21 protein-coding genes are annotated in these 24,957 nt (G+C 39.3%); 10 read left to right on the top strand and 11 right to left on the bottom strand.

Annotation, left to right across the window (positions count from 1 at the left end):
- Positions 1 to 106 precede the first annotated feature (106 nt).
- Together BMF77_RS19960 and BMF77_RS19955 are read right to left on the bottom strand one after the other, a co-directional pair.
- Positions 107 to 898 carry an RNA polymerase sigma factor SigF gene (locus tag BMF77_RS19960; protein ID WP_041458140.1) on the bottom strand — a complete coding sequence of 264 codons (792 nt, stop codon included), beginning with the start codon at positions 896 to 898 and terminating at the stop codon, positions 107 to 109.
- Positions 899 to 1,572: 674 nt separating this feature from the next.
- Positions 1,573 to 2,403, bottom strand: coding sequence for a photosystem II manganese-stabilizing polypeptide (locus BMF77_RS19955; RefSeq protein WP_015081475.1), 831 nt, complete (start codon positions 2,401 to 2,403; stop codon positions 1,573 to 1,575).
- 1,017 nt (positions 2,404 to 3,420) lie between these two features.
- Between BMF77_RS19955 and BMF77_RS19950 the strand changes: the two genes are divergently transcribed.
- The 5 genes from BMF77_RS19950 to ftsZ all read left to right on the top strand — a co-directional run bounded on the left by BMF77_RS19950 (position 3,421) and on the right by ftsZ (position 10,323).
- Entirely contained in the window at positions 3,421 to 4,659 is a 1,239-nt protein-coding gene (locus BMF77_RS19950) for a hypothetical protein (protein ID WP_148765251.1), read from the top strand.
- An 8-nt stretch (positions 4,660 to 4,667) separates the two neighbouring features.
- Positions 4,668 to 5,957, top strand: coding sequence for an alpha-amylase family glycosyl hydrolase (locus BMF77_RS19945; RefSeq protein WP_148765249.1), 1,290 nt, complete (start codon positions 4,668 to 4,670; stop codon positions 5,955 to 5,957).
- Positions 5,958 to 6,210: 253 nt separating this feature from the next.
- A complete protein-coding gene (locus BMF77_RS19940) occupies positions 6,211 to 6,573 on the top strand; it encodes a hypothetical protein (protein ID WP_148765247.1) in 363 nt (120 codons plus the stop codon).
- A gap of 649 nt (positions 6,574 to 7,222) precedes the next feature.
- Complete coding sequence (locus BMF77_RS19935) at positions 7,223 to 8,164, top strand: cell division protein FtsQ/DivIB (protein ID WP_148765245.1); 942 nt, start codon at positions 7,223 to 7,225, stop codon at positions 8,162 to 8,164.
- An 851-nt stretch (positions 8,165 to 9,015) separates the two neighbouring features.
- The gene (gene ftsZ / locus BMF77_RS19930) at positions 9,016 to 10,323 is read left to right on the top strand and encodes a cell division protein FtsZ (RefSeq protein ID WP_148765244.1); all 1,308 of its coding nucleotides are present in this window, start codon (positions 9,016 to 9,018) and stop codon (positions 10,321 to 10,323) included.
- Between the two features lie 227 nt (positions 10,324 to 10,550).
- Here the strand turns inward: ftsZ and gshB are convergent, their stop codons facing one another.
- The 7 genes from gshB to BMF77_RS19895 form a co-directional block, all read right to left on the bottom strand.
- The gene (gshB, locus tag BMF77_RS19925) at positions 10,551 to 11,513 is read right to left on the bottom strand and encodes a glutathione synthase (RefSeq protein WP_148765242.1); all 963 of its coding nucleotides are present in this window, start codon (positions 11,511 to 11,513) and stop codon (positions 10,551 to 10,553) included.
- 201 nt (positions 11,514 to 11,714) lie between these two features.
- Positions 11,715 to 11,999, bottom strand: coding sequence for a glutaredoxin 3 (gene grxC, locus BMF77_RS19920; protein WP_148765240.1), 285 nt, complete (start codon positions 11,997 to 11,999; stop codon positions 11,715 to 11,717).
- Positions 12,000 to 12,147: 148 nt separating this feature from the next.
- Complete coding sequence (guaA, locus tag BMF77_RS19915) at positions 12,148 to 13,770, bottom strand: glutamine-hydrolyzing GMP synthase (RefSeq protein WP_148765238.1); 1,623 nt, start codon at positions 13,768 to 13,770, stop codon at positions 12,148 to 12,150.
- A gap of 162 nt (positions 13,771 to 13,932) precedes the next feature.
- Positions 13,933 to 15,048, bottom strand: coding sequence for a cobalt-precorrin-5B (C(1))-methyltransferase CbiD (gene cbiD / locus BMF77_RS19910; protein ID WP_148765236.1), 1,116 nt, complete (start codon positions 15,046 to 15,048; stop codon positions 13,933 to 13,935).
- 34 nt (positions 15,049 to 15,082) lie between these two features.
- Complete coding sequence (locus tag BMF77_RS19905) at positions 15,083 to 15,382, bottom strand: hypothetical protein (protein WP_148765234.1); 300 nt, start codon at positions 15,380 to 15,382, stop codon at positions 15,083 to 15,085.
- Positions 15,383 to 15,540: 158 nt separating this feature from the next.
- Positions 15,541 to 16,131, bottom strand: a complete 591-nt coding sequence (locus BMF77_RS19900; protein WP_148765232.1) for a DUF3177 family protein — start codon at positions 16,129 to 16,131, stop codon at positions 15,541 to 15,543.
- A gap of 207 nt (positions 16,132 to 16,338) precedes the next feature.
- On the bottom strand, positions 16,339 to 16,584 hold the full coding sequence (locus tag BMF77_RS19895; protein ID WP_015081465.1) for a Calvin cycle protein CP12: 246 nt from the start codon (positions 16,582 to 16,584) through the stop codon (positions 16,339 to 16,341).
- 438 nt (positions 16,585 to 17,022) lie between these two features.
- Here BMF77_RS19895 and BMF77_RS19890 point away from each other — a divergent pair, with 438 nt between their 5' ends.
- A complete protein-coding gene (locus BMF77_RS19890; RefSeq protein WP_015081463.1) occupies positions 17,023 to 17,601 on the top strand; it encodes a Uma2 family endonuclease in 579 nt (192 codons plus the stop codon).
- Between the two features lie 55 nt (positions 17,602 to 17,656).
- Here the strand turns inward: BMF77_RS19890 and pgeF are convergent, their stop codons facing one another.
- A complete protein-coding gene (gene pgeF, locus BMF77_RS19885) occupies positions 17,657 to 18,436 on the bottom strand; it encodes a peptidoglycan editing factor PgeF (protein ID WP_148765230.1) in 780 nt (259 codons plus the stop codon).
- 92 nt (positions 18,437 to 18,528) lie between these two features.
- On the opposite strand from pgeF, the gene BMF77_RS19880 reads away from it, so the two are divergent.
- Both BMF77_RS19880 and BMF77_RS19875 read left to right on the top strand, forming a co-directional pair.
- Positions 18,529 to 19,341 (top strand): biotin--[acetyl-CoA-carboxylase] ligase, encoded by an 813-nt coding sequence (locus tag BMF77_RS19880; RefSeq protein WP_041458139.1) that lies wholly within the window; start codon positions 18,529 to 18,531, stop codon positions 19,339 to 19,341.
- A gap of 98 nt (positions 19,342 to 19,439) precedes the next feature.
- Positions 19,440 to 21,113, top strand: coding sequence for a peptidoglycan DD-metalloendopeptidase family protein (locus BMF77_RS19875; RefSeq protein WP_148765228.1), 1,674 nt, complete (start codon positions 19,440 to 19,442; stop codon positions 21,111 to 21,113).
- A 256-nt stretch (positions 21,114 to 21,369) separates the two neighbouring features.
- Here BMF77_RS19875 and BMF77_RS19870 read toward each other — a convergent pair whose 3' ends face one another.
- Positions 21,370 to 22,029: a riboflavin synthase gene (locus BMF77_RS19870; protein ID WP_148765225.1), complete on the bottom strand. Its 660-nt coding sequence runs from the start codon at positions 22,027 to 22,029 to the stop codon at positions 21,370 to 21,372.
- A gap of 405 nt (positions 22,030 to 22,434) precedes the next feature.
- Here BMF77_RS19870 and BMF77_RS19865 point away from each other — a divergent pair, with 405 nt between their 5' ends.
- Positions 22,435 to 22,929, top strand: coding sequence for a bifunctional nuclease family protein (locus tag BMF77_RS19865; RefSeq protein ID WP_015081458.1), 495 nt, complete (start codon positions 22,435 to 22,437; stop codon positions 22,927 to 22,929).
- A gap of 750 nt (positions 22,930 to 23,679) precedes the next feature.
- Complete coding sequence (locus BMF77_RS19860; RefSeq protein WP_148765223.1) at positions 23,680 to 24,954, top strand: glycoside hydrolase family 10 protein; 1,275 nt, start codon at positions 23,680 to 23,682, stop codon at positions 24,952 to 24,954.
- Positions 24,955 to 24,957: the final 3 nt, after the last annotated feature.

Here is a 24,957-nt window from a genome sequence, read left to right as displayed (position 1 = left end):
TAGCTGCTCTCAAAAACTATAGAAAAGACTGCGACTTAAGTCGCACGAGTTGCTTATATCTCAGCCTAAAGGGACTGAGTTTTACGCTTACCGGGTTATTCTATAACTAATCTTCCGTCACCCCCATAATCTTTTTCAACATATCTAAGCCTTTTTTAACTTGGCGAGAAACTGTGACAACACTAATGCCTAAATGTGCTGCTACTTGTTTTTGGGTTAAATCATAGAAAAATACAAACTCAACAACGTCACGAGTCCGCTGTTCTAACTGAGTCAGGGCTTGTTGTAACCTAATTTTGTCTTCTTGGGCTAATTGAAAACTGCGATAGTTCCTATCTGGAACTAACTCACCCAAACAAGTAGAGCCTTCTTCTCCATCTTGGATAGGCACATCTAAACTCAACGGAGCGCGGTTAATCCATGCTAATTTAATTTCCTGCCATTCACTCAGAGAAATTGCCAATGCAGCCGCTAATTCGCTATCAGTCGGTGGGCGATTATATTGCTCGGACAGAGAACGGGAAAGCCCAACAGCTTGTTGTTGGAGTGCTAACCACCGTCTGGGTATTCTCACAGTTACGCCTTTATCTCGCAAATAATGTTGAATTTCACCACGAATATAGGGCATCGCATAGGAACTAAAAGCATTTCCCTTAGAAAGTTCAAATTTCTCAATTGCTCTAATTAAGCCCATACAGGCTACCTGGAGAAGATCCTCATAGCTCTCATTACACTGATTAATCCAATAATGGGCTTCCTTTCTGGCTAGTCCAAAATTGAGTTTTACCAGTTGATTGCGAACTCTTTCCGAACGGGATTGCTGATACTCTCGCAACAACTGTGAATTTTCATGTTTCAGTTTGTTAGTAGATGTTTCGTCAGTGGTTTTATTAGGCATAACACTTTGATTCTTAAACAAGTATATTTGGTATATAATCGCTTTTAAAACTAGTCACTATTTCTGCTCTTGGCTGAATGGTTGCAAATCCTACATCACAGAAAAATTTTGTCCAGACAAAATCGCCGTAAATGCTCTGCACAATACAATTAGCAATGGCAAGATTGTCCTGATATTTTTTTTACTCAAATTAGTTGAGTATACTTCCTAATTTATTAAACAACTGTCATAAACTTAAAATATACAATTAGCAATCTAATAATAAACCGGGATTGCGCCTAATTTAACTAATTAACCATGAGATTTGCTTATATGTCTTGAGAATTGGCAATAGTTGATGAGGATCAAGCTTTGGGCTGCGATTATTTTTGTTTATCTGCTGTCTTCTCTGGATTGAATGAGTAATATTACGTAATTAAATAATTAAATTCATCTCCAACTTTTCAGCAAAAAAAAATAAAATTTTAAATCAGTAAATTTACGTGGAAATTAAACAACCCTAGTTTTCCAAAAAAAAACCAAGATGCAGAGTCCATCTTGGTTAAGGTATTGCCACAAATAAATTTTTGTGACTGCTGAATTTTTGTTCATTCCCAAACTCATGGAGGTATATTAGATTACTAAATTACCAAAATATTTATGGATTTTAAACTCCCATGAGGTTGTATCAATATTTAGGCGCGAGGCTCAATTCGACCGTAGAATAAACCACGAATCTTCACTTCTTTAGGTTCACCTGCACCTAAATCGGTATCAGAAGGTTGTTCACTTTCAAAAGTCCCAGCTATTTCACCAGAAGTGCTATCTACTTTGGCTACTTGCAAGGAAATTTTACCTTTGAGGATTTCTGCCCGCTTGACATTAGTACGAGTTAGATCTTCATTATCAGATCCGGCTGGTAAAGCTACAGCATTGTCATAGCCACTAACAACACCACGACCTTTAGGATCTAAGAAAGCTGCACCACGATAGGAAGGGACTTTAAAAGTTCCTTCAAAGTCAGTGGATGTGTTAATGCTAGTTAAATTAGGTTGTGTTTGTGCAACCAAGCTTTTGATGGTAAACAAGAAAGGTACTAATTCACCACCAGGAAGTTTAACGGTGATAGCTTGAAAATCAAGACCATCTTCTTCCGTAAAAGTCAAGCTATGATCTGGATTGCTAGTTAGCTGACCTTGTACTTGGTCAATGGTAGAAGTATATCTGGTCATAACTTTACCGGATACAAATTCTGCTTTTTGACGTTTATTAGCAGGTTCTTCTTTGACAAAGAAACTGGTTGGTTCTAAACAAAGTTCTTTGATGCTGTATGTCACATTAGGATCAACAGTAATTGAACCACGACTGGTTTCTGTCAGTTGGGGGCATTTGTTAGCCAACCCTGTGCCGCGAATTTGTTCGTAGGTGAGGACATCACTGACGCTGGCAGAAGGTGCATCACTACAAGCTGTGATTAGCCCTAAGCATAGAGCAAAGAAAGCAACAATTAAAGCGCGATACCTCATGGTTAACCTCAATCTCAAAAATTAATATCTAAGTTGTCAAACTGCTTTACTGAACGCACTTAAACGCATTGCGTTTCTGAGCCTGGAATTCAAACCATAGACTAAGCAGCGAACCGCATCCATACTGGATGATGTATGTGTTGTCAGTACATACATCAAAAGTGTTTGGATAGGGAAATTAGCCAGATCATACGATTTTTTTTAACTCAAAATCAAAGCACTCTAGTGCTTAAATTCGGCTGTCATCCAGCACAAATAATGGAAAAGCCTTCTCTACCTTACCATCAAGGATTCTTGTTACTTGAGAATAGTTAGAAAGATATATATTCAGAAGTCAGAATTTAGGCTTCGCGTCGTATTTCTTGAAAGTTGGGAGTGAAAGTAAGAGTGCTGGTTGGCTATCGGCCTAATTTTTATCCTTCATACAAGTGTATACGGTAACATTTTAGTGTGGAACTAAGGAATGTGAATTAAGAGATTGTTTGTCGAGTATAAATTTATATTTTGATGGATGATTATAAAGATGCTTGCGGCAAGCTGCGCGTAGCTTGCCGTCCTGTTGCGGTATGTAGCTACACAGACAAAACCCACCTGCGTGGGTTAAAAAACCTTATGTATGTGATCTAATATTGGGTTACGCTGTTGCTTTGCCCAACTTATATAGGACTTACGCATGAGTTAGGGAATAAACGAACCACTTCAGGCACGGATAACACAGAGAAATGGGGGTTTAGGGCGGGATATTTTGCGTAAGTAACGTAAGTCCTGCTAAGTACCTGGACAGAATTAATTACATATTATTTATTTACCAATCCTTTGTCCATTCAGGATTTCAGTCTAAATATTTGTGTAATTAATTTTGTCTCATTACTTATAAAAAAATTGTAACGTTTTTTACCAACAACTAGCTTCTTTAATTCTCCATGTGATATTTTATTTTCGTACTCATAAGAGTGTTCCAACGTAAATTTTTATTGGGTGTGGCTCTTTATTTCTTTATTGTACCAAGGAATACCAATGTTACCTTTGATCAATCGTAGAGTAGGCAGTAGAGCCTTTTTAAAGAAGACTCTTAGCCTGTGTTTATGTGCAGTGTTTTTTATCCTATCTCTGAAAGTTCCCACAGCGCAGGCTTTAGTTGAGTCTAAACAATACCCTGTGAATAACATAGGACTAATAATCAATTCTGTACCCAAGGGAGATAGGTGGTTACAGCATCTTAATGATGATCTTTTACCTTTCTGGACACAAAATACAGCCCTTGGGGAAAATGGCAACTTTCCCACCTATAGATGCAATGATGGCTCTTTATATGACAAAGCTAAACCTTGCATAGAATTAGCAGAACCAATTCCAGGCATCGTTAAACTTGACAGAGAGTATGTGAGAGCCAAGTCAAGACAAGTATTTGCCTACGGTGTGGCCTATAACCTGACTGGAAATAAAAAATATCTCAGCTATGCTAAAGCAGGTGTAGATTACTTGCGAGCTAATGCATTAGTCTACTATGGAAAAGGTGGAGCTTATACCTACTTTGATAAAACAGGAAATGGGCAACCTGAACAAACGAAGCGCATCAGTCAAGATATGACATATGCTCTTTCTGGATTAGCATTTTACTACTATCTGACCAGAGATACTCAAGTTTTACAGGAAATAGTGAATGTTAAAAACTACATTTTTAACTATTACTACGATCAAGAATGGGATTTAATTTCCTGGGCAAAAGCTGACTATATAGATTACAAAAATCCCGATGGTACTGTAGAGACAGTTAGCACTCAACAAAGAGAATTAGTAGCGCAACTGGATCAAATTTACGCTTACATGATGTTGCTCACACCGATTTTACCCAGCGAATTTAATGGTGTGAAACTCCAGCAACAGTGGAAAGATGATTTAGTGCATGTTGCCACCATCATGAGTGAGCAATTCTATACTCCCGATAAGAATATCTTCTGGGGAGCAATTACCGATTCTAAGAACAAGAAATTAGCCACAGATAATACAGATTTCGGTCACTCCATTAAAACCTTGTGGTTAATTTATGAAGTTGGCAAATTAACCGGACACTACGATTTAGTCTTGTTTGCTCAAGAAGCAGCCCCAAAAATCCTAGAAGCAGCTTATTTAGAAGATGGTACTTGGGGACGTAGAATCAATGAATATGGACAAGTAGAAAGAGACAAAGAGTGGTGGATTTTAGCCGAATTAGATCAGGTTGCTGCTACTTTGAGCCTTAGAGATCCGTCCTAGCAGATGTAATCTATCATGCTTTCGATGAATGTTTTGCCAGTATCAAAGCCGAACTGCCCAAAATTAAAGACGCAGGATACAATTACATCCAAGTTTCGCCTCCTAATACAACCGCCTCCCGGCTTGATAATGCTTGCACTTCAGACGAATACTGGTATATTCAATATCAACCGCTTGATTATGTCCTAGAGGGAAATCTGGGAACTGAGCAAGATTTAAAGGATTTAATTAACGAGGCTCACAAAAGCGGCATCAAGGTAATTGCCGATGTTGTCTTGAATCACCTGGCTAATTACAAAAACGTGGCTGGCCACGACATCAAACCTTTCCCCCAAGCCTATCCTATATTCCAAAAGCAGGAATACTTTCATAACCAAGCCTGCATCAACAACTATAATAATTCCTCAGAAGTTGAAAACAACTGGTTATGTAGTAAAGATGACCCAGAGGGATTGCCTGACCTGAAAACGGGTTTGCCCTATGTACAAGAGCAACAACAGAACTATCTGAAAAAATTACTTGATTTTGGATTCGATGGTTTACGTTTTGATGCCGCCAAGCACATTTCTCGGCAGGATATGCAGAAGATCCTTGCAGTTATCCCTAATGACAAGCTTTACTATGGTGAGGTCATCGGTAACAATTATGGCGAGAGCATGAGTTATATCCCTGTTTTCCCCAAAGTCACAGATTTTCAACTGGTCAATACCTTAAAAGATGCTTTCAATGTTGGTGGAGATTTGCGCTCTTTAGTCAATCCATCAGATACCCAACGTGCTTTGCCTGGTAAGGATGCTGTTACCTTTGCTCGCAATCATGATACTTGGGCTCCTGGACAGTTTGATAATTGGAAATTTGATCGTGGGGATTTACCCTTAGCAACAGCTTATGTATTGGCGATTAACGAAGGAACACCCCTGATTTTGAATTTTGATGCCTTCAACCCTACAGTTGTTGCTGCTACTCAATTTCATAAGAAAATGGACGCACAACCTCAATACTATCGCAATGGTAATGACATTGCTGCTAGTGCGGACAATCCCAATTTGCTCTTTATCGAGCGCGGAGATCAAGGTTTAGCCATTATCAATAAGGCTGGTACAAAATTTGATGTGGAAGCTGCAAAAATGCCCGGTTTAGAAGTTGGCTGCTATGACGAATTACAGTATAACTTCAAAATGTGTGTGGCTAAGGGTGATGATGGCCAAAAATACATTACTGAGTGGGGTTCAAAGAATCGTGGAGGCATAGAGATGGGACCACGCACGGCTCTTTTCTTTGTCAGGGCTGAGGCATAATTTGAGACGATAATTATTATTTTTGTCTCAGTAATAATTTTTAACCTTTGTGGAAAGTTGCGATCGCTTTGATTTTGGGCGATCGTATTTTTTATTTGGGAATAGTTGTTGCAACACACATTCCACACTCTAGAGTATTTCTGCTTAGTTCTAAACTGGAATGCTCCCGTGCATACTGCAATATTTGACTTTTTTGTCGATCAATTTAGGGACTTTTCCAGTATCGTATTAGTTTTATGGAGTAAAACGTTCCATGAACCATGATCAAAATTTGACATCTGGGGACTTGTCCTGCCAGCTACAAGCGATTTCTGGTGCGGTTAAAGATGTAGCTCAAACTTGCGGTGGAGATATAATTTCTCTACTGGCTTTGTTACGTCATTTAGAAAAGTTGCACAAAGAAATTCGAGATGGAGTGTTTCAAGAAAATTTGCCTGATAATCGCCAAAGATTATACTCGCTGCTCAGAGATATTGAGTCTGAGGGGGGTTGGCCTTATATTGCCCGAATGCGAGTACAGGCGTTATTGGTAAATTTGTCTGAGGAAGTTACTTATGAGGATGCTCTTACCAGCTATACTCATGATGTTTTCAAAATTGATAACTCGTCAGAATAGTTCAATATTTAAAATTAACAAATTAAATATTTTTGGATTTGATGGTGAAAGCATCACCATCAAGATTGACACTCTCAGGTCTAAAGACACTGAGATTCTTTAATCAACGAGCCAACTTACAATTACTGGATTACTCCAACAAAAACAGAGGTTGATTCTCCTAAAGCTTTAATGACCGTATCCCTACCGTACTCGATTTTTGCATTTCATTTTTCACCAAATTTAGCTTTCCTAAACTGCAATACCGTTAGGTATGACTACGCACTCAACCACATAAGTTAAGTTTTTACGTCGTTTAGTTATACTTAAATTCTGGAATTCATGAAATATTATCACATCCATTGTTACCAGTCAATGAATTAAGCGAATAAATTCGTGGTCAGTGAGCGAAGTCGAACTGCTCGTGTCGCTTGTATCTCAGCACTAAAGTGATGGTTCCTGAGCTTGTCGAAGGACTGAGCCTTACTCTTACCGGATATTTCTGTAAATTTATGAGGTGGGAAAGTTTTACCGAATTTACAATGCGTTGGGTACTATTGTTAAAAGCTAATTTTCTCCATAATACCCATGATGTTAGCTAAATTTAATTGCTAGATAAGCGAATTTAATATCCAGAATAAATTGGACTGATATTTACAAGAGGAAAACAATGGCTGGGATATTATCAGTTTCTCGGACAAATTTAGCTCAACGCCGCCAAAAATTACGTCGGCAGCGACAACTCAAAATTCTTCAGGCTATTTGGCGGACGCTGGCTGTCACTGGATTGGCCTCGGTTTTGTTCTGGGTAGCAATTCAACCAATGTGGGTGTTAAAGGATTCGGGGCAAATAGTGATCAAATCTGGTGGTCAAGTTTTGACCCAAAAGGATATTTATTCATTGTTGGGGTTGTCATCTCCCCAGTCTTTATGGCGGATTGAACCTTCCCTAATTGCTGATTCTTTAAGAAAACAACCGAACATTGCCCAAGCTACGGTTAGACGGCGGTTATTACCTCCTGGTTTAATTATTGAAATCCAGGAACGAGTACCAGTAGCGATCGCCCAAATAACCAAAAATCAAAGGATAACCAGTTGTGTTCTGACTCCTTCATTCACGGGTAAGCCTTCTGAGGTTAAGTCTTGTTTGCAAAATAGCGGTATGGCTAATCAACAAAATGAACTAGGTTTACTGGATGCTAGTGGCGTGTGGATGCCTTTATCAAGGTATATCTCCATTAACCCCAAAGCAAAATTACCTCAACTCATAGTAATTGGTGCGATCGCACAATACAAGCCATTCTGGACTCAACTTTATGAAGCTATCAGTCACAGTTCTCTAAAAGTGACAGAAATTAATTTTCAAGATCCTACAAATTTAATTTTGAAAACTGAATTAGGAATTGTGCATTTAGGCAGCCCTAGCAATAGATTACCTGAGCAAATTCAAGCACTTGTACAAATGCGCCGTTTACCGAATGAAGTTAATCCTAGTCATATAGATTACATTGATATCAAAAATCCCGCCGTTCCATTAGTACAAATGAATCAAAAAAATCCAGGCTTAGTTATTAAGAAATCAGAGCCACTGCACAAAATACCAATCCGTTGAAGTTCAACATTTTTTCTTTCTACTCCCTTCGGCCTTTGTCTAGCTGAATAGGCAAATCTTTTAAATTAGTAACTTGAGTTGCTAATTTTATATTTTTGTAAATTAGGTATATATTATACATATAGATATAGAATTTTTTAACCGTTAGTTAAAAGATCATGCTAAGGGTTGTAAAATTAATAACTAAAAAATATTCTAAAAAAATTCAGGAGGTTATTAAAATTTATTACTAGGACTAAGCTTAAGCTCTATCAAACAGTTAATAACCAGTTGAATATCTTATATCAACCAGTCATCACAGCTTTTTGCCCAAAGATAGGGTTGTTATACTGGGATCTGCCCAGGAGTTTAGCAATACCTTAGCCAAATTGAAAAAAGCCTTGATTCGTAGGTTGGGTTGAAGGATGAAACCCAACATGAGCGTTGGGTTGCGCTGTCGCTTAACCCAACCTACAAAAAATGGCGAAGGTATTGAGTTTAGTTAACGCTATTGTTGAAGTGATCTGCTGCTGACAAAGAAAATGCGATAAATAAATGTCTATACTTTTTAGAACTATTCTTAAAAAGAATAGGGGGGAGTCAGCAACATGAGCAGCTAGTATCATAAACTGTACAGCTAATCAACAATCCCAAAGGAGAAAGAGTTAGAAGGCATCAGGCTGGATATCTGACTCTGCAACTGAGGTTTTATACCTCTCTCATGGACAAATTGCCACATCTCACCAGCCATCATGTAGGCTAGGGAATAGTAAAAAAAATAAAATAGCGTGCCAAAATTTATTTTGGCAATTATTTGACTCTTAGGTGAATCACACCGCAAAAAGTCGTTTATCTACCTTTTCACAAATCCAATGACACTTGATAATAACCAAGGGCTGATCTATAACTCTCAAAATCCCGGACAACCAGGGTTTTCTCTGGCAGTTAACTCAAGCAATCCCTTTAATAATTCTGGAATGAACTTTGCTCAAGGTAAAGATGGCAAGAAAATTTCTCTCGAAAATAGCGGTATTGGTGAAATTGTGCCAGGCCGTGTTGCCAACATCAAAGTAATTGGTGTGGGTGGTGGTGGTGGTAATGCTGTCAACCGCATGATTGAGTCTGATGTATCCGGTGTTGAGTTTTGGTCAATTAATACTGATGCTCAAGCTCTGACTTTAGCGGGCGCTCCTAGTCGCTTGCAAATTGGGCAGAAACTAACTAGAGGCTTGGGTGCAGGGGGAAATCCGGCTATTGGTCAAAAAGCGGCGGAAGAATCTCGTGATGAAATTGCCACAGCTTTAGAAGGTGCGGATTTAGTATTTATTACCGCTGGTATGGGTGGTGGTACAGGTACAGGTGCCGCCCCAATTGTGGCAGAAATAGCCAAGGAAATGGGCGCTCTCACCGTTGGTGTAGTGACTCGACCATTTATTTTTGAGGGACGCAGACGCACCAGCCAAGCGGAACAAGGAATTGAAGGCTTGAAAAGTCGGGTGGATACCTTAATTATTATTCCCAATAATAAGCTGTTGGAAGTCATTCCTGAGCAAACTCCTGTGCAAGAAGCTTTTCGCTATGCTGATGATGTGTTGCGTCAAGGTGTACAAGGAATTTCTGATATTATTACTATTCCTGGATTGGTCAACGTTGACTTTGCTGATGTGCGGGCTGTGATGGCAGATGCAGGATCAGCTTTGATGGGAATTGGTGTGAGTTCGGGTAAATCTAGAGCCAGAGAAGCCGCAATTGCCGCCATTTCTTCACCTTTATTGGAATGTTCTATTGAAGGAGCTAGAGGAGTTGTATTTAATATTACTGGTGGTAGTGATCTAACCCTGCATGAAGTTAATGCTGCGGCAGAAACAATCTATGAAGTGGTTGATCCTAATGCCAATATTATTTTTGGAGCGGTAATTGATGACAGACTCCAAGGAGAAGTCAGAATTACTGTGATTGCGACTGGATTTACAGGTGATATCCAACCTCCATCTGCACAAACTACTGTTACTCCTAGAGTTGTCACTCCTATTCCCACCACTACTACTACCACTAGAAGACCTACACCACTACAACAACCTGTTAATAACCCCACTCCATCTGTAGAACCACCAAAAGAAAAACCCTCTTTGGATATTCCCGATTTTCTGCAAAGACGACGGACACCACCAAGAAATTAATTGATTGTGGATATGAGATTTTAGATTAAATTCACAGTCTCAGGTGAGGCTGAGTGCTGTATACAAGTTGTTAGTTATCAGTTATCAGTTGTCAGTTGTCAGTAGGGGCGAAGCATTTGGAAGATAAATTATCGGTCATTGCCAAAAATAGTTCTCCAAATGCTTCGCCCGTACAGTTGTCAGTTGTCAGGAGGAGGAAGTAAATAAATTTCTCCCCTGTTCCCTGCCTATTTACTCGCTTCTACCCATTGAATAACCTGATGAGCTATGTGAGTCCCGTCGAGACGGTCAATTTCCCGGATACCTGTGGGACTTGTGACATTAACTTCTGTTAGGTAGCCACCAATTACGTCAATACCAACAAAAATTAAGCCATCTTGCCGGAGTTTTGCGGCTAAATGGCTACAAATTTCCTGTTCTCTTGGGGTAATGGTGGTTTGAGCCACTGTTCCACCAGTGGCCATATTATTACGAAAATCACTACTACTAGAAAGACGATTTAGCGCACCTATGGGTTCACCATTGAGTAAGATAATCCGTTTATCTCCCTCCTTGGCTTGGGGTAAATAATTTTGTACCATAACTGGAACTTGACCTTGGAGCGTGCTAAGTTCGACAATGGAGTTAAAATTGCGATCGCCTGATTGTAAGAATAAAATGCCTTCCCCAGCTTTATTCCCCAAGGGTTTGAGAATTGTTGCTTCTTTAGCTGCTACAAATTGGCGAATAACTTGCTTGTCAGCGCTGACAATTGTTTCGGGAATACATTCGCTAAACTGAAGAGCATACATTTTCTCATTAGCGCTACGAATCCCAGCCGGATCATTTATTACCAAAGTTTTATTTTGGTCAACATAATCGAGAATATAGGTAGCATAGAGATAAGCATCATTAACAGGTGGATCTGTCCGCATAAATACGGCATCCATTGTTTCTAAAGCAGTAAAGGAACTAGGGCTTAATTTAAACCAAGAATTAACTGCTAACCAACGTCCCTCCACTAACTCCACGGGAACGAGTTCTACCTGCTGCAAGGAAGCCCAGGCTTTACCATCAATAACACTCAGCAAATTTGCCTGAGTTATCCAAATTTCATGTCCCAGAATTTGCGCTGCTTCCATCAAAGCAACACTGGTATCATGACATGGATCAAGCCTATGGATAGGATCAATAATAAAAGCTAGTTTCATCCTTTATACCTCTTTCATCTACAAGTTTTAATATTAAATATCCCCGACTTCTCCAATTAATTTATTCATCTCAAGGAAAAATGAGAGAAGAAAGTCGGGGATCTGATCCACAATATTTTAAGAAACTAGTAGTCTGTCAAATTTATTTTGACGGGTTTTTGGTAGTGCGGGCATCTTGCCCGCGTGAGCGAGACGCTCACACTACAGTCCATTATTTTTATCTTGACAGACTACTAGCATCTGATCTAATTTACCTTGACGGTCTAAAGTATGGATATCGTCACAACCACCAATGTGAATATCATTAATAAAAATTTGTGGTAAGGAGCGTTTTCCATTAGCTCTTTGGGACATTTTATCTCTGGCTATTTCGTCTCCATCAAGATTATATTCGATAAAATCAATACTTTTACTTTTCAGTAGACTTTTAGCACGAACACAAAACGGACAAGTAGTCCAAATGTAAATTTCTACTTTTGCAGCCATAATATTTTCAAAGAAATGCAATACTTCTTAATTTTAAACTCAAATTTAGTGGTAATGGGTAATAGTTTTTTAAATTACCAATTACCAATTACCAATTACCAATTACCAATTACCAATTACCAATTACCAATTACCAATTACCAATTACCTATTCCCACTCAATAGTTCCAGGTGGCTTAGAGGTAATATCATAAACCACACGGTTTACACCTTTTACTTCATTGACAATGCGGGTAGAAATTGCTTCTAATATATCGTAAGGAATTCGCGCCCAGTCTGCGGTCATGCCATCTTCGCTAGTGACAATTCTTAAAACAATAGGATAGGCATAGGTGCGTTTATCACCCATCACCCCAACGCTGCGAACTGGTAACAGAACCGCAAAAGCTTGCCAAACCTCATTATATAAACCACGTTGGTTAATTTCTTGACGAACAATTAAATCAGCGTCTCGCAAAATATTCAAGCGTTCGGAGGTGACTTCACCTAAAATACGAATTGCTAAACCAGGGCCGGGAAAAGGTTGACGTTGGACAATTTCTTCTGGTAAACCAATGGAACGCCCAACTTTGCGAACTTCATCTTTAAATAGTTTTCGCAGTGGTTCTACCAGTTTAAATCTCAAGTCTTTTGGTAAACCACCCACATTGTGATGACTTTTAATTTTCACTGCTACCCGTTCACCACTTTTTGGATCAACGTTGGTATCAGCAGATTCAATCACGTCTGGATAAAGTGTCCCTTGAGCTAAGTAGTCAAAATGCCCAAGATCCCTTGATGTCTCCTCAAAAACACTGATAAATTCATGTCCAATGCGGCGACGCTTTTCTTCGGGATCAGTTACTCCAGCAATAGCTGAGATAAATCGTTCGCGGGCGTTAACATATTCTACAGGAATATGAAATTGTTCTTTAAATAACTTTACTAATCTTTCGGGTTCTAGTTTTCGCATGAAACCCTGATCAATAAATACACAGGTTAGTTGCTCACCAATGGCTTTATACAGAAGAAAAGCTAGAGTTGAAGAATCTACACCGCCAGACAATGCTAATAATACCCGTTTGTCTCCTACCTTGGCGCGAATTTCCTGAATTGATTCTTCAACAAAAGCGGCTGTTGTCCAAGTTGGTTCACAGTCACAGATATGGTAAACAAAGTTGCGAATTAAGGCTATACCACCCTGAGAATGGACGACTTCGGGGTGAAATTGCACACCATAGAGTTTTTTGTCATGGTGAGCGATCGCTGCACAAGGAGTATTATTAGTATGTGCCAGTAACTCAAAGCCAGGAGGCATATTTGTGACTGAATCTCCATGACTCATCCACATGGTTGCACCCTCTTCGACATTAGTTAATAAGTCTGTGGGGTCATCTATGTATAGAGATGCTTTACCATATTCACCCCGTTCGGCTTGGATAACTTCCCCACCCAGTTGATTAACCATGAGTTGCATACCATAGCAAACACCGAGAACGGGTATTCCCAATTTCCAAATTTCTGGGTCACAATGGGGAGCGTAGTCGCTATATACGGAATTTGGTCCACCGGAAAGGATGATACCTTTGGGGTTGATTTCGCGTAACTGTTCGGCTGTGGTGCGATAGGAAATAACTTCTGAATATACTTGAGTTTCGCGGATACGACGCGCAATTAATTCAGAATATTGAGAGCCAAAGTCTAAAATTACAATTATTTGACCTTTAAGTTTCCCCAAATTTTCTGGTGTTTGAGGTATTTTTTCGGTTGGTAGAGTCACCGCTGTATTCATGCTATGGAGGTTGTGTTGTTAAGGATAAGAAGTCTGGACTGTGATTTTTATGATTTTTGTGATTAATGGTGATAACAGATTAATTAATCATCTAAACAAATTAATTATACAAATCATAGTTAAAAATATTTATTTGTGGTACTTACGATAATTCCTATTAATTTAGCACAATTTTTCCAGTAATATCCAACCAGTTTTACTTTTTACGAGAATTTGGCGATCGCGGTCAAAAAGTACAGAACCACAAGCTATCATGGTTTTACCTTGTTCATTATGGCTATTCATATATTCTTGAGTACGGGTATCAATGCTTTCTGCAATGGAGCTATAAACCTGATTTACCCAATTACTACCACTATTACTATCGAGAATTCTCAGATGTTTTAATGCTGCTTCTGCTGTAGGACTCTGAAAAATGGTTTGAATATCGGAAGACTCTAATCCTAGCATAGCAGAATGGGCAGTTAAAATTTCCCGGCGACCATCAGCTAAATGATGATGAGTGTGAAAGATTCCCCCCGCTAGTTTCATCAATTTACCGTGATAACCAAATAATAAAATTTCTTTTACACCTAAGATATCAGCAGCGACTAACATGGGTCCCAACCAATTCGCAGTTTTTACCATTTGTGCGGGGTTGATACCGAGTTTTTGAGCTAAATCTAGGCCATTTTCCCCAATACAAAAGACCAAAGTGGGAAATTGACTGGCTTTTTCGGCTAAATCAGCACGAAAAGCTGTTAATTGATCTGGTGTACTTAAAGGTTGAGAAATCCCTGTTGTTCCTAATAAAGACAGTCCTTCCACTACTCCAAACGCGGAATTAGAAGTACGGACTGCAAGCGATCGCCCTTCTGGTAAAATAATTGTTACCTTGATTTTTTCCGTCGGTTTTAATAATCGCTGTAAATTTTCCTGGAATAACTTTTGGGCATAACCATAAATTGCGGCTTTCCCCTCACCATTGAGTTGCTTCCCAATCCCCTCTCCACCCTGAATAATTACCTCTTCTCCATCTCCCTCGTACCATGCCACCATCGCCCAAATCGGTGTATTCTTTGTTAAATCTAGGTTATCACCTGGATCACTGCGAGTCATAGCCAAAGCCTGATTTTCTGATATTCCTGCGACTTGTTCAATGGGTATTTCGGCAATTTCAGCAGGTGTAATCAAATCTACAGAAGTCACAGTCAGGGGTTGATGATAGCGTAACCAATGCAAAGCCGCAACAGCAGCAGCACAAGCAAAAACGGGCAAAGTGTATCCAGAACGCGACATAGTGATAATTAAAAATTATTCATGATTAATTATCTCACACCCCAATTTCCGATAACAAAATTTGCATATCTTCCCAAGAAATATCTTGTTGAAGATAACGGGGTGAATCAGGATTATAGGGACTTGCTATTCTGTCAATTGCGATAATTGTAGCTGTATCTGGTAACACTGGGACATCTGGATCATAAGCTGTTGGGCGCATCAAAGAACTAGAAAAGCCTTTAAACACAGCAATTTGATCAGGTTCATCATCAATTTTGACAGTGACGATGAGAACTTCTTGGGATTTTTTGACTGTATATTGTTCCAGTCTTTTACCAACAGAGTTATTCATTAATTCAGCAGTCGGAACTACGATTTTTGTGATGAATTTGATTTGGATGATTTATTAATCAGGAAAACAAGTCGGAACTATGATTTGTGTGATTAATTTTATTTAGATAATTAATCCGAATAATCACAGTTCAGAATTTTTTCTAACTTTTCAATTGCTTAATGTGTAGCGGAACGTCCATGTTTACCGAGTTTAACCGCGACAAAATAACTTAAATAAATTACGTAAATTGCTAAAGTCACTATCCCCAAAAACCCTAGAAAAGCAGGTTTGCTATTGTGGTGAAAATAGTCTTTAAAGATTAATGGTGCTTCTAACCAGACACTACAGTAAGGAGTTTTAATCGCAGTTCCTGAAAAAGCACAACCTAGGAAGGGTAAAAGGGCTATTGCTCCTAAACTACAATAAACTGTTGTCGCCCAACGCCAAGAAGTGAAAATTAGTTTTAATGGACTATGGGGATAATAGTCAATTTCATCATTGATATCTACCCAAAACCATAGCGCAATTGGGATCAGAATCCGCGCCATTAAAGCAGAGATGAAACTAACTCCAAAGCTACCAATCATTAAGTACATACTAACAATTAATAAACTAGCCACTCGCCAGTAAATCATTAATAAGCGTTGCATTCCTTCAGCTTTTTGCACAAATGCCCAAATTGAAAGAATTAAAGGAATAATCAGCGTAAATAATAACGCTAGTCTATAATCCATCCAGACATAAGGGCGAAACCATACTTGTGTCATAAAGTCAATAACAAAAATAGCAGAAATGTTGAATAGATATTTGATAGCGTTAGCTATTCTAGAAAAATTCAGTTTGGGGACTTTTCTCAAAAGCGAAAAACGGGGAATAAACTCCCCCGTCTAGTTCAAATCCATTAATGAATGGAGGTTTAAACCATTGATATTCCAGTAAATTGTTATTTAATGAAAAAAGCACAACTGCTGGTTCTAATCTTCGTACAGACGGCACTCATCTGCTTCTGGATTAGCATCACAATATTGTTCCAAAGCGTTTTTAGGCTTGATTTGACGCTGGTGAGAAGCTTCCGCTTGCAATTCTTCTACAGCATCCCAAGCAGCAGCACATTCAGCGGAGTTGCTACCTGAGATATCACATACAGTGCGGGCTTGTTCAAGTTCTTCTTGGATTTTTTCTTGAATGTCGCCAGTAGCTTGTGTTTGGGTGTTAGTCATGATTATTTCTCCTTATGTTTTGTTTATACTAGTATAGAAAAAATTTGAAAATTGTAGTTTTCTGTTTCTGAGATCACTAGTTTTACACTTTTGGTGATAATTCCAGTGGCTAATATCTTGCAAATAGGCTTTTGGCTCATTCAGCGAAATATGTCCAGAGTATTATCCCATGAATATCATAAGCTGTTATACTTATAACTTACCAGATTTTCATTTTGAATACAGACTTTGAATATCGCTTATAAGCCTCTGATAGTTTAGCGTAAACTAATATATTCGCTTATAAGCTTAAAGTTTTATTGATATGAATTTAATTATTTCATGTATACGTTTATTGTCGGTGTAGTAATTTTTAATTAAGCTTAGAGATTAAAATTTAATTTCCCAGATATCATTTTATAATTTAACTAAAGTTGATCTCATCCTCACAAGGTTATTATGACAGCTATCACCGTCAACTTAAACCCTATTATCCAATTAAGTGATCAGCAATTTTATCAACTCTGTCGAGAAAATCCTGAAGTCAAATTTGAACGCAATGCCAAAGGAGAAATATTGATTATGTCACCAACAGGAGGAGGAACAGGAAAACGTAATGTGGAAATTGCCGCAGATTTTGTGTTTTGGAATCGTAAATATAAACTAGGAGTTTGTTTCGACTCTTCCACCTGTTTTAAACTTCCCAATGGTGCAAATCGTTCTCCTGATGTTGCTTGGATTAAAAAAGAAAGATGGGATACACTCACACCCGCAGAACAAGAAAAGTTTTCACCAATTGCCCCAGATTTTGTTTTAGAATTAATGTCACCTAGTGATAGTTTGCAGGAAACGCGAGCAAAAATGCAGGAATATATCAATAATGGAGTTAAATTAGGTTGGTTAATTAATCGAAAAATGCGCCAAGTGGAAATTTATCGTCTTGGTAAACCAGTAGAGATATTAGAATTTCCCCAAGAATTATTAGGTGAAGATATTTTGCCAGAATTTATTTTAAATATGGAAATCATTTGGGGATAGGTTGTTGAAATTCAACAACCGGATCATCTTGGTAAGTCATGGTAATATAATGCTATTATTTACCTGTACTCACAATTCCTGACCATTGCACCTTTTTCTCCCGTTCTCGACGATAAGAAAAGAAATGTTCTGGAGTTTGGAAAGTACAATAGGGAGCGATCGCAATTTGTTCTAAACTAATTCCTAATTGTTGCAATTGCAAAGCATTCACCCGCCGCACATCTAAACAGACCTTTCCCGGTTCTGGATCTTTGATTAAAGGTGAATTCGGTAAATTATGTAAAGCAGCAACTATTTTTTCTGGTTCATAATGTGGTAGAATTGTACTGCCAATTTCCGCAGCTACTTCCACAGAAACTTGGTAAACTTCCCCAGCAATAGCCGGACCCATAGCTACGCGCAAATCCGCTAAATTGCTACCGTGGGATTGCATTCTGGTAATAGCTTCAGGAACAATTTTCGCCGCTGTTCCCCGCCAACCAGCGTGTAAAGCCGCCACCTGTCCAGTTTTGACATCTCCAATCAAAACAGGTGTACAATCAGCAGAAGCCACCCAGACAGCTTGTAACGGTTGCTGACTAATTAAACCATCTGCCAACGCCAAATCATCATCACTGGCATTGACATGATCATCAACCTCCTGGGGGGTTAAAACAGTATTGCCATGCACCTGTTTTAAACGATAAGCTAAAGCCTCTGGTTGTAGTGCCTGAGTTAGTTCATGAGGTAAACGAGGCCAAAACCGTTGGGTAAAGAAACCATGAGACCAGGGTTCTAGAAGATTACAAGTCAGGTAAGGTAGACCTTCCCAATTGTGCCAATGCCAAGTGTGCATCTTTAACCAAACCTCAATAGAAAATTAATTACTTTCAATCAATCCTAACTTGAACAACTGCCAAAAAAGATTTAAAACAATGGTGAACTGTGGTGGAATTTAATCGGCAACTTTTGGTAGATAGCTTAAAAGCAGAATATAAGCATCAAGATTTACCATTCTCTCTACATATTTTTAACACTTTATCTTCCACAAATCAAACCCTGTGGCAACTAATCAACCAAGGAGAAAAACCAGGTTGTGTAGTTATTGCCACCCAGCAAACCGCCGGCAGGGGGCAATGGGGTCGTCAATGGCAGTCTTCTACTGGTGGTCTATATCTTTCAATGGCATTAACACCCAACATGGAAGCTACCAGCAGTTATCAACTCACCTTGGCCAGCGCGTGGGGAATTACAGCGCAATTACGAAAATGTGGTATACCCGTCGGCATAAAATGGCCAAATGATTTAGTATTAGATGGTCGCAAATTAGGAGGCATTTTAACGGAAACCAAAGTCAATCAAGGACATATCACTCAAGCTGTGATTGGTGTTGGCATTAATTGGGCAAATCAAGTTCCAGAAACGGGAATTAATCTGCAATTATGGCAAAATTCCCAAAATTATCAGATGATTCATCACCTGGAAATGCTTACCTCACAAGTCTTACTAGGAATTAAGTCCGGTATCGAGTGTCTACAGGTAGAAGGAATAAACATCCTCTTATCTCGCTATCTTGATCTACTCACAAATATGGGTGATCAGGTTTATGTCAATAATCTTTTAGGTACAGTAGTTGGAGTAACTCCACAGGGTAATCTCCGCTTAAAAATGACAACTTATGATCCAAAAGCAGCCGTAACACCAGAAATTTTTTGCCAACCAGGTACAATCAGTTTGGGTTATCGTCAAGCTTCTGTTTAATGATTAAATTTGTTAAAAATGTCACTTCATAGGATAGTATATCCAGCATGGAATGATATCATTTCTTTAGACTTATTACACACAACACAAGAGAAAAAATGACGCAGCACCATAAATCTGCCCATAAAAATTTTTACTACGGTGGCACGAGTAAACGTTTTGCTTCTAGACTACCAGCACAAAGCCTCTGTTTGTTAAGTAGCTTTAGTCTTCTTGGTAGCGGATTTGTAACTGCTCAAACTGAAACTGCATCAATAGACAATATTGTTCCCACTATTGAGAATTCCCAACCAGCAGTAGTTACAAATCCAGTTCAGAAAGAAACTATTGTTCCTGAAACAGCCAAGCCACAGCCAGATTTTTCTGACCGACAAGCTAGGCTGAAAAAGAAGCTAAATAGCAAAAGTGTTGCTGAATCTACAGAAGTTGTCAGAGATGCTAAACCCAAAGGTGAAAATACTCAACCTACAGCTAGTGTGAGGATTTCCCAGCCCAAAGGTGAAAATACTCAACCTACAGCTAGTGTGAGGATTTCCCAGCCCAAAGGTGAAAATACTCAACCTACAGCCAGTGTGAGAATTTCCCAGCCCAAAGGTGAAAATACTCAACCTACAGCCAGTGTTAGTGAACCTGACCCATTGGTTAAAAAACTCCCAGAAGTCGCTCAAACAACCAATAATTCGCAAAATACTGTCAAGGATACAGAAAGTAGTCTCAAGGATTATAACAACGCTTATATTGATCCCACTGACTACAAAAATGCAACCACAGATAACTATGAACCGCCCAGTTCTGTAGTCGTCACAGAACGTTCTAGCGGTTGTAGTGCAAATGTAGTTCCAGGGCAAAGTGCTTGTGCTAAAACTACCCAAACTCCTGCCGTGGCTAAGTCTAAAGATTCATCACCGACTTGGCTGAAAAAAAGTGAAACTGCTAAATTACCAATCGTGTCCCCAGTGAGGACAGCCATAACTGCAAACCGCAATCAACGTGAGAATGTTGGTGAAGCTGTTGCTACTAGTGTGAGCAAAATTAGTCAACCTCAAAATAATTGGCGGATTTCCAGAACTAACACCAGCAGTCATACAAAGGCTGCCTATCATGCCAATAGCTTTATCCCCAGTCCTAGGGAATTTAGCACGACAAAGGTGAGTTCTATCCCTATTGCTCCCCAAGTAGGTAGTTTACCAGCACCGATGATTGAGGGTAATCTTGCTCCTCGTCCCAGTCTGGTGTCCTATGATTTTTCACTGGCATCTGTATTACCTCAAGTTCCTTATACTAATACCCTGGCTTATCGTGGTGGTGGTGGTTCGGGAATTGTCTTCCCTCTGTCTATGGCTGCACCAATTACGTCTTTATTTGGCTGGCGTGTTCATCCTATCACGGGCGATCGCCGTTTTCACGCTGGTACAGATTTAGGTGCGCCCACGGGAACACCAATTTTAGCAGCGGCTAAAGGTCAAGTAGAATCAGCTAACTGGTTAGGTGGTTATGGTTTGGCTGTAACAATCAATCACAGTTCGGCTCAACAAAGTCTTTACGGGCATATGTCAGAAATCTTTGTTCAACCTGGTCAATGGGTAGAGCCTGGAACTGTCATTGGTCGAGTTGGTAGCACTGGTAACTCTACAGGACCTCACCTGCACTTTGAAATCCGTCACCTTACCCAAAATGGATGGGTTGCTGTTGACCCAGGTGTGCAATTAGAAGGTGGCCTTAGCCAGTTGGCACAAGGCACACCAGGCACGAAAACAGCCCAAGCTCGGTAATTTGGCGGAGTGGTCAGTGGTCAGTGGTCAGGGAGCAGGGGAGCAGGGGAGAAATTTCTTTCTTCCTTCTTCTTCTTCCTTCTTCTTCCTGATAGCGAAGCGTGGCGTTAGCCATACTCCTGATAGCGAAGCGTGGCGTTAGCCATACTCCTGATAGCGAAGCGTGGCGTTAGCCATACTTCTGATAGCGAAGCGTGGCGTTAGCCATACTCCTGACTCCTGACTCCTGACTCCTGACTCCTGACTCCTCTTCTCCTTACAAATATCCGTTTTCTGCTAAGAATGCAGTTGTAATTTCCGCTTGTTGGTGGTGATTATTGCCAGGGGTGAGGAATTTTTCTACGTATTTACCCAGGATATCTCCTTCTAGATTTACCCAACTACCCGCTACTAAATAACTCAGATTGGTTTCGCTGTATGTTAGCGGGATGACGGCAACTGTAAATTGAGATGATTCTGATTTATATTTAGCTACGGTGAGGCTGATACCATTGACAGCAATGCTACCTTTAGGAACTATATAACGAGCGATCGCTTCTGGGGCCACAAAGGTCATTTCCCAGGAACTAGCAGTTTGTTCAGATGTAATTAACTGACCAATTCCATCTACATGACCCATAACAAAATGACCACCGACTTTACCACCCACCCGTAGTGATGCTTCTAGATTGACGTATCTTTGTTGAATTTCCTCTTTGCCTAATGTTGTGCGTCCTAGAGTTTCCGGTGAAGCGGTGGCAATAAATCCATCTTTTAAGATTTCTTCAACTGTCAAACACACGCCATCTACTGCCACACTATCACCATAGGCCAAGTCATGAATGATCATCTCTGGCTGACTAAGATAATTAATCTGCCACGAATCTCCTGTTAAGGGTTTTATGGTTCCTAAACCTTGAATTAATCCTGTAAACACAGCTTTTGGGAAACTAATTTTATTTATTGCTTAATTTTGGCGGAAATCAACTAATAATTCTCGGAAAAAATGTAAAGCCCGTAAGTTTATTTTTTTCCTGGTTTTGGTAAATGAATATTAACATATTAACATCAATCCCCAGGCATACTTGAATTAGGAGCTAAAAGAAAGATGAAGGATAAAATATGAAGGATCAATAAATTAGTTATTAACAAGGTGTGAAATTGGTTTATTTATACCTGATTTCTATGACACCACAGTAAGAGTCAACTAACCATTAAAAATTCCTAAAAAGCTGGTTTGATTTGCTTTTTTAATTTTTAATTTTTAATTCTTAAATTCGGAAAAAAGTGGATTATTTGTTACATATTTCCAAGCGATTAAAGAACTTTAGAGGCTGAACCAATGATAGAAATGAAAGTCGCTGGTATAGCATTAGATGCGATCACTCGCAGCCCGATTGTGCTTTTGAAGGATGGTTCAGATCGTCGCGCTTTGCCCATTTACATCGGTCAGGAACAAGCAAGAGCAATTATGGGGGCAATGGAAAATCAAAAGCCCCCCCGACCTTTAACCCATGACCTAATCGTGAATATGCTGGAAACATGGAATATGACTTTAGATAAAGTTATTATTCATACCTTACAAAAAGATACCTTTTATGCTGCGTTAATTCTTCAGCAAGGGGATGTCAAAAAAGAAATTGATGTTCGTCCCAGTGATGCGATCGCTATTGCACTCCGCACAAATACTCCCATTTGGGTCATGGAAGAAGTAGTGGCTAATGCTTCTATTCCTGTAGATCGTGATGCTGATGAAGCTGAACAGGAAGCTTTCCGCGAATTTATTTCTAATCTCCGTCCAGAGGATTTAATCAAGCGGTTTGGGAATGGTGACTAAGTTGTAAATGCTGAGAATGGAGAAAAAATAAGAAAGTAGCAAAAAAGCCACAATTTCTGGATTTTTCCTCAAACTCAGCAATTATGACCATTTTAGATTCTAGATTATTAGGAAAATGCCGAGAACCCTGAGAAGAAGAGCGGGCTAATTTAATCGCTTCCTTACAGGCACAAACTGAGCAGGCACTATTTTGGATTAAATCCGTCAAATATAGCAATAGACAAGGTAGTTAGGATATCAATTAATATAGCGGTTATTGGTTGAGTGAAATACAAGAACCTCTCCCCCTTTGGGTGGATGCCTCCAACACGCTATGTATTAGCAAAGCTCCACCAAGTGGCACACCAGTCCGCCTACAGTGCTAGTAGTCTGTCAAATTTATTTTGACGGGTTTTTGGTAGTGCGGGCATACTATGGCTAACGCCACGCTGCGCTATCGACAAGTGTTACAGTGAGCTTGCGATGCCCTGAGCTTGCGATGCCCTGAGCTTGCGATGCCCTGAGCCTGTCGAAGGGTCGAAGGGTCGAAGGGTCGAACTGCTCAGTACAAGTCTTGCCCGCGTGAGCGAGACGCTCACACTACAGTCCATCATTTTTATCTTGACAAACTACTAGTTCACTGCAAGCGGGAAGGAGAATTATCATGTATCTAATTTAAGTGCATACCGCTATAATGAAACTTCGTTCACAACAGGGTTTTACCTCTGACTTCTGAATCATACTATATCATTGTAATAGTTTGAAATTAAAATGAAATTCAATTTCCATCAATTTGGTTCTCAAAAATTACTGAAAAAGTTATTTCTGCCTTTGTTTTTAATTTCTTTACTGATGGTTTTTTGGGGAAACACTTTCACACCTGTTACCGCACAAGAAGGATCACGTTCAGAAATTCGTGGTGTGTGGATGACAAATAATGATCTCGATATTCTTAAAGATAGGACTAAAGTTCAGGAAGCAGTCACACAACTGCAAAAACTCAATTTTAACACTATCTATCCCGTAGTTTGGAATTCTGGTTATGTCATGTATCCTAGTGAAGTAGCCAAGCGGTTAGAAATCCAACCGTTTGTCTTTCAAGGTTTAGATGGACATGATATTCTTGCCGATTTAATTAATAAATCTCATCGGAAAAATTTACTGGTAATTCCTTGGTTTGAATTTGGGTTTATGACTCCTCCCAGTTCAGAATTAGCAATGAATAAACCAGAATGGTTAACACAAAAAAAAGATGGTAATCAAACATCTATTAGTGCCGGCGGTGAGGTTTCATGGTTAAATCCGTTTCATCCAGAAGTACAACAGTTTATTAGCGATTTGCTTGTAGAACTTACTAACAAGTATGATCTTGATGGTATCCAATTTGATGATCACATGAGTTTACCTTCTGAATTTGGTTACGATAAATATACGGTTGCCTTATATCAACAAGAAACTAAAAAAATGCCTCCCAGTGATCCTCAAAACCCAGAATGGGTAAATTGGCGGGCAAATAAAATTACAGAATTCATGGTGAGACTTAATCAAATAGTCAAACAAATCAAACCGAAAATGATTTTCTCTGTCTCACCTAATTACTATAATCATGCCTATAAATTTCAACTCCAAGATTGGTTGAACTGGGTACGATTAGACATAGTAGATGAGTTAATTGTGCAAGTTTATAAGGAAAATTTAGATCATTTTATTGGCAAGCTTTCCCGTCCAGAAATGGAAGAAGTAAAACAAAAAATTCCTGCTGGAATCGGTGTTATGGCAGGTTTAAGAACTAAACCCGTATCAATTCAACAGATTCAATCTCAAGTCCGTGCCGCCCAACAACGGGGACTGGGTGTAGCTTTTTTCTATTATGAAAGTCTTTGGAATACTGCACCAGGAGCATTAAAAGAACGTCTGGCTGGATTTAAAAGTTTATTTCCATATCCGGCATTACGAACGGCAGTAGAGCCTGGGGAAGGGGAAACAAAAGTAGAGTCAGTGCCATGGGAAACGAATCTAACTGTGACTGACAAAATACCATTTTAGTGT

Source organism: Dolichospermum sp. UHCC 0315A (assembly GCF_008121535.1).
GTDB classification, from domain to species: Bacteria; Cyanobacteriota; Cyanobacteriia; order Cyanobacteriales; family Nostocaceae; genus Dolichospermum; species Dolichospermum lemmermannii.
This window is presented reverse-complemented; position numbering and strand designations above follow the sequence as displayed.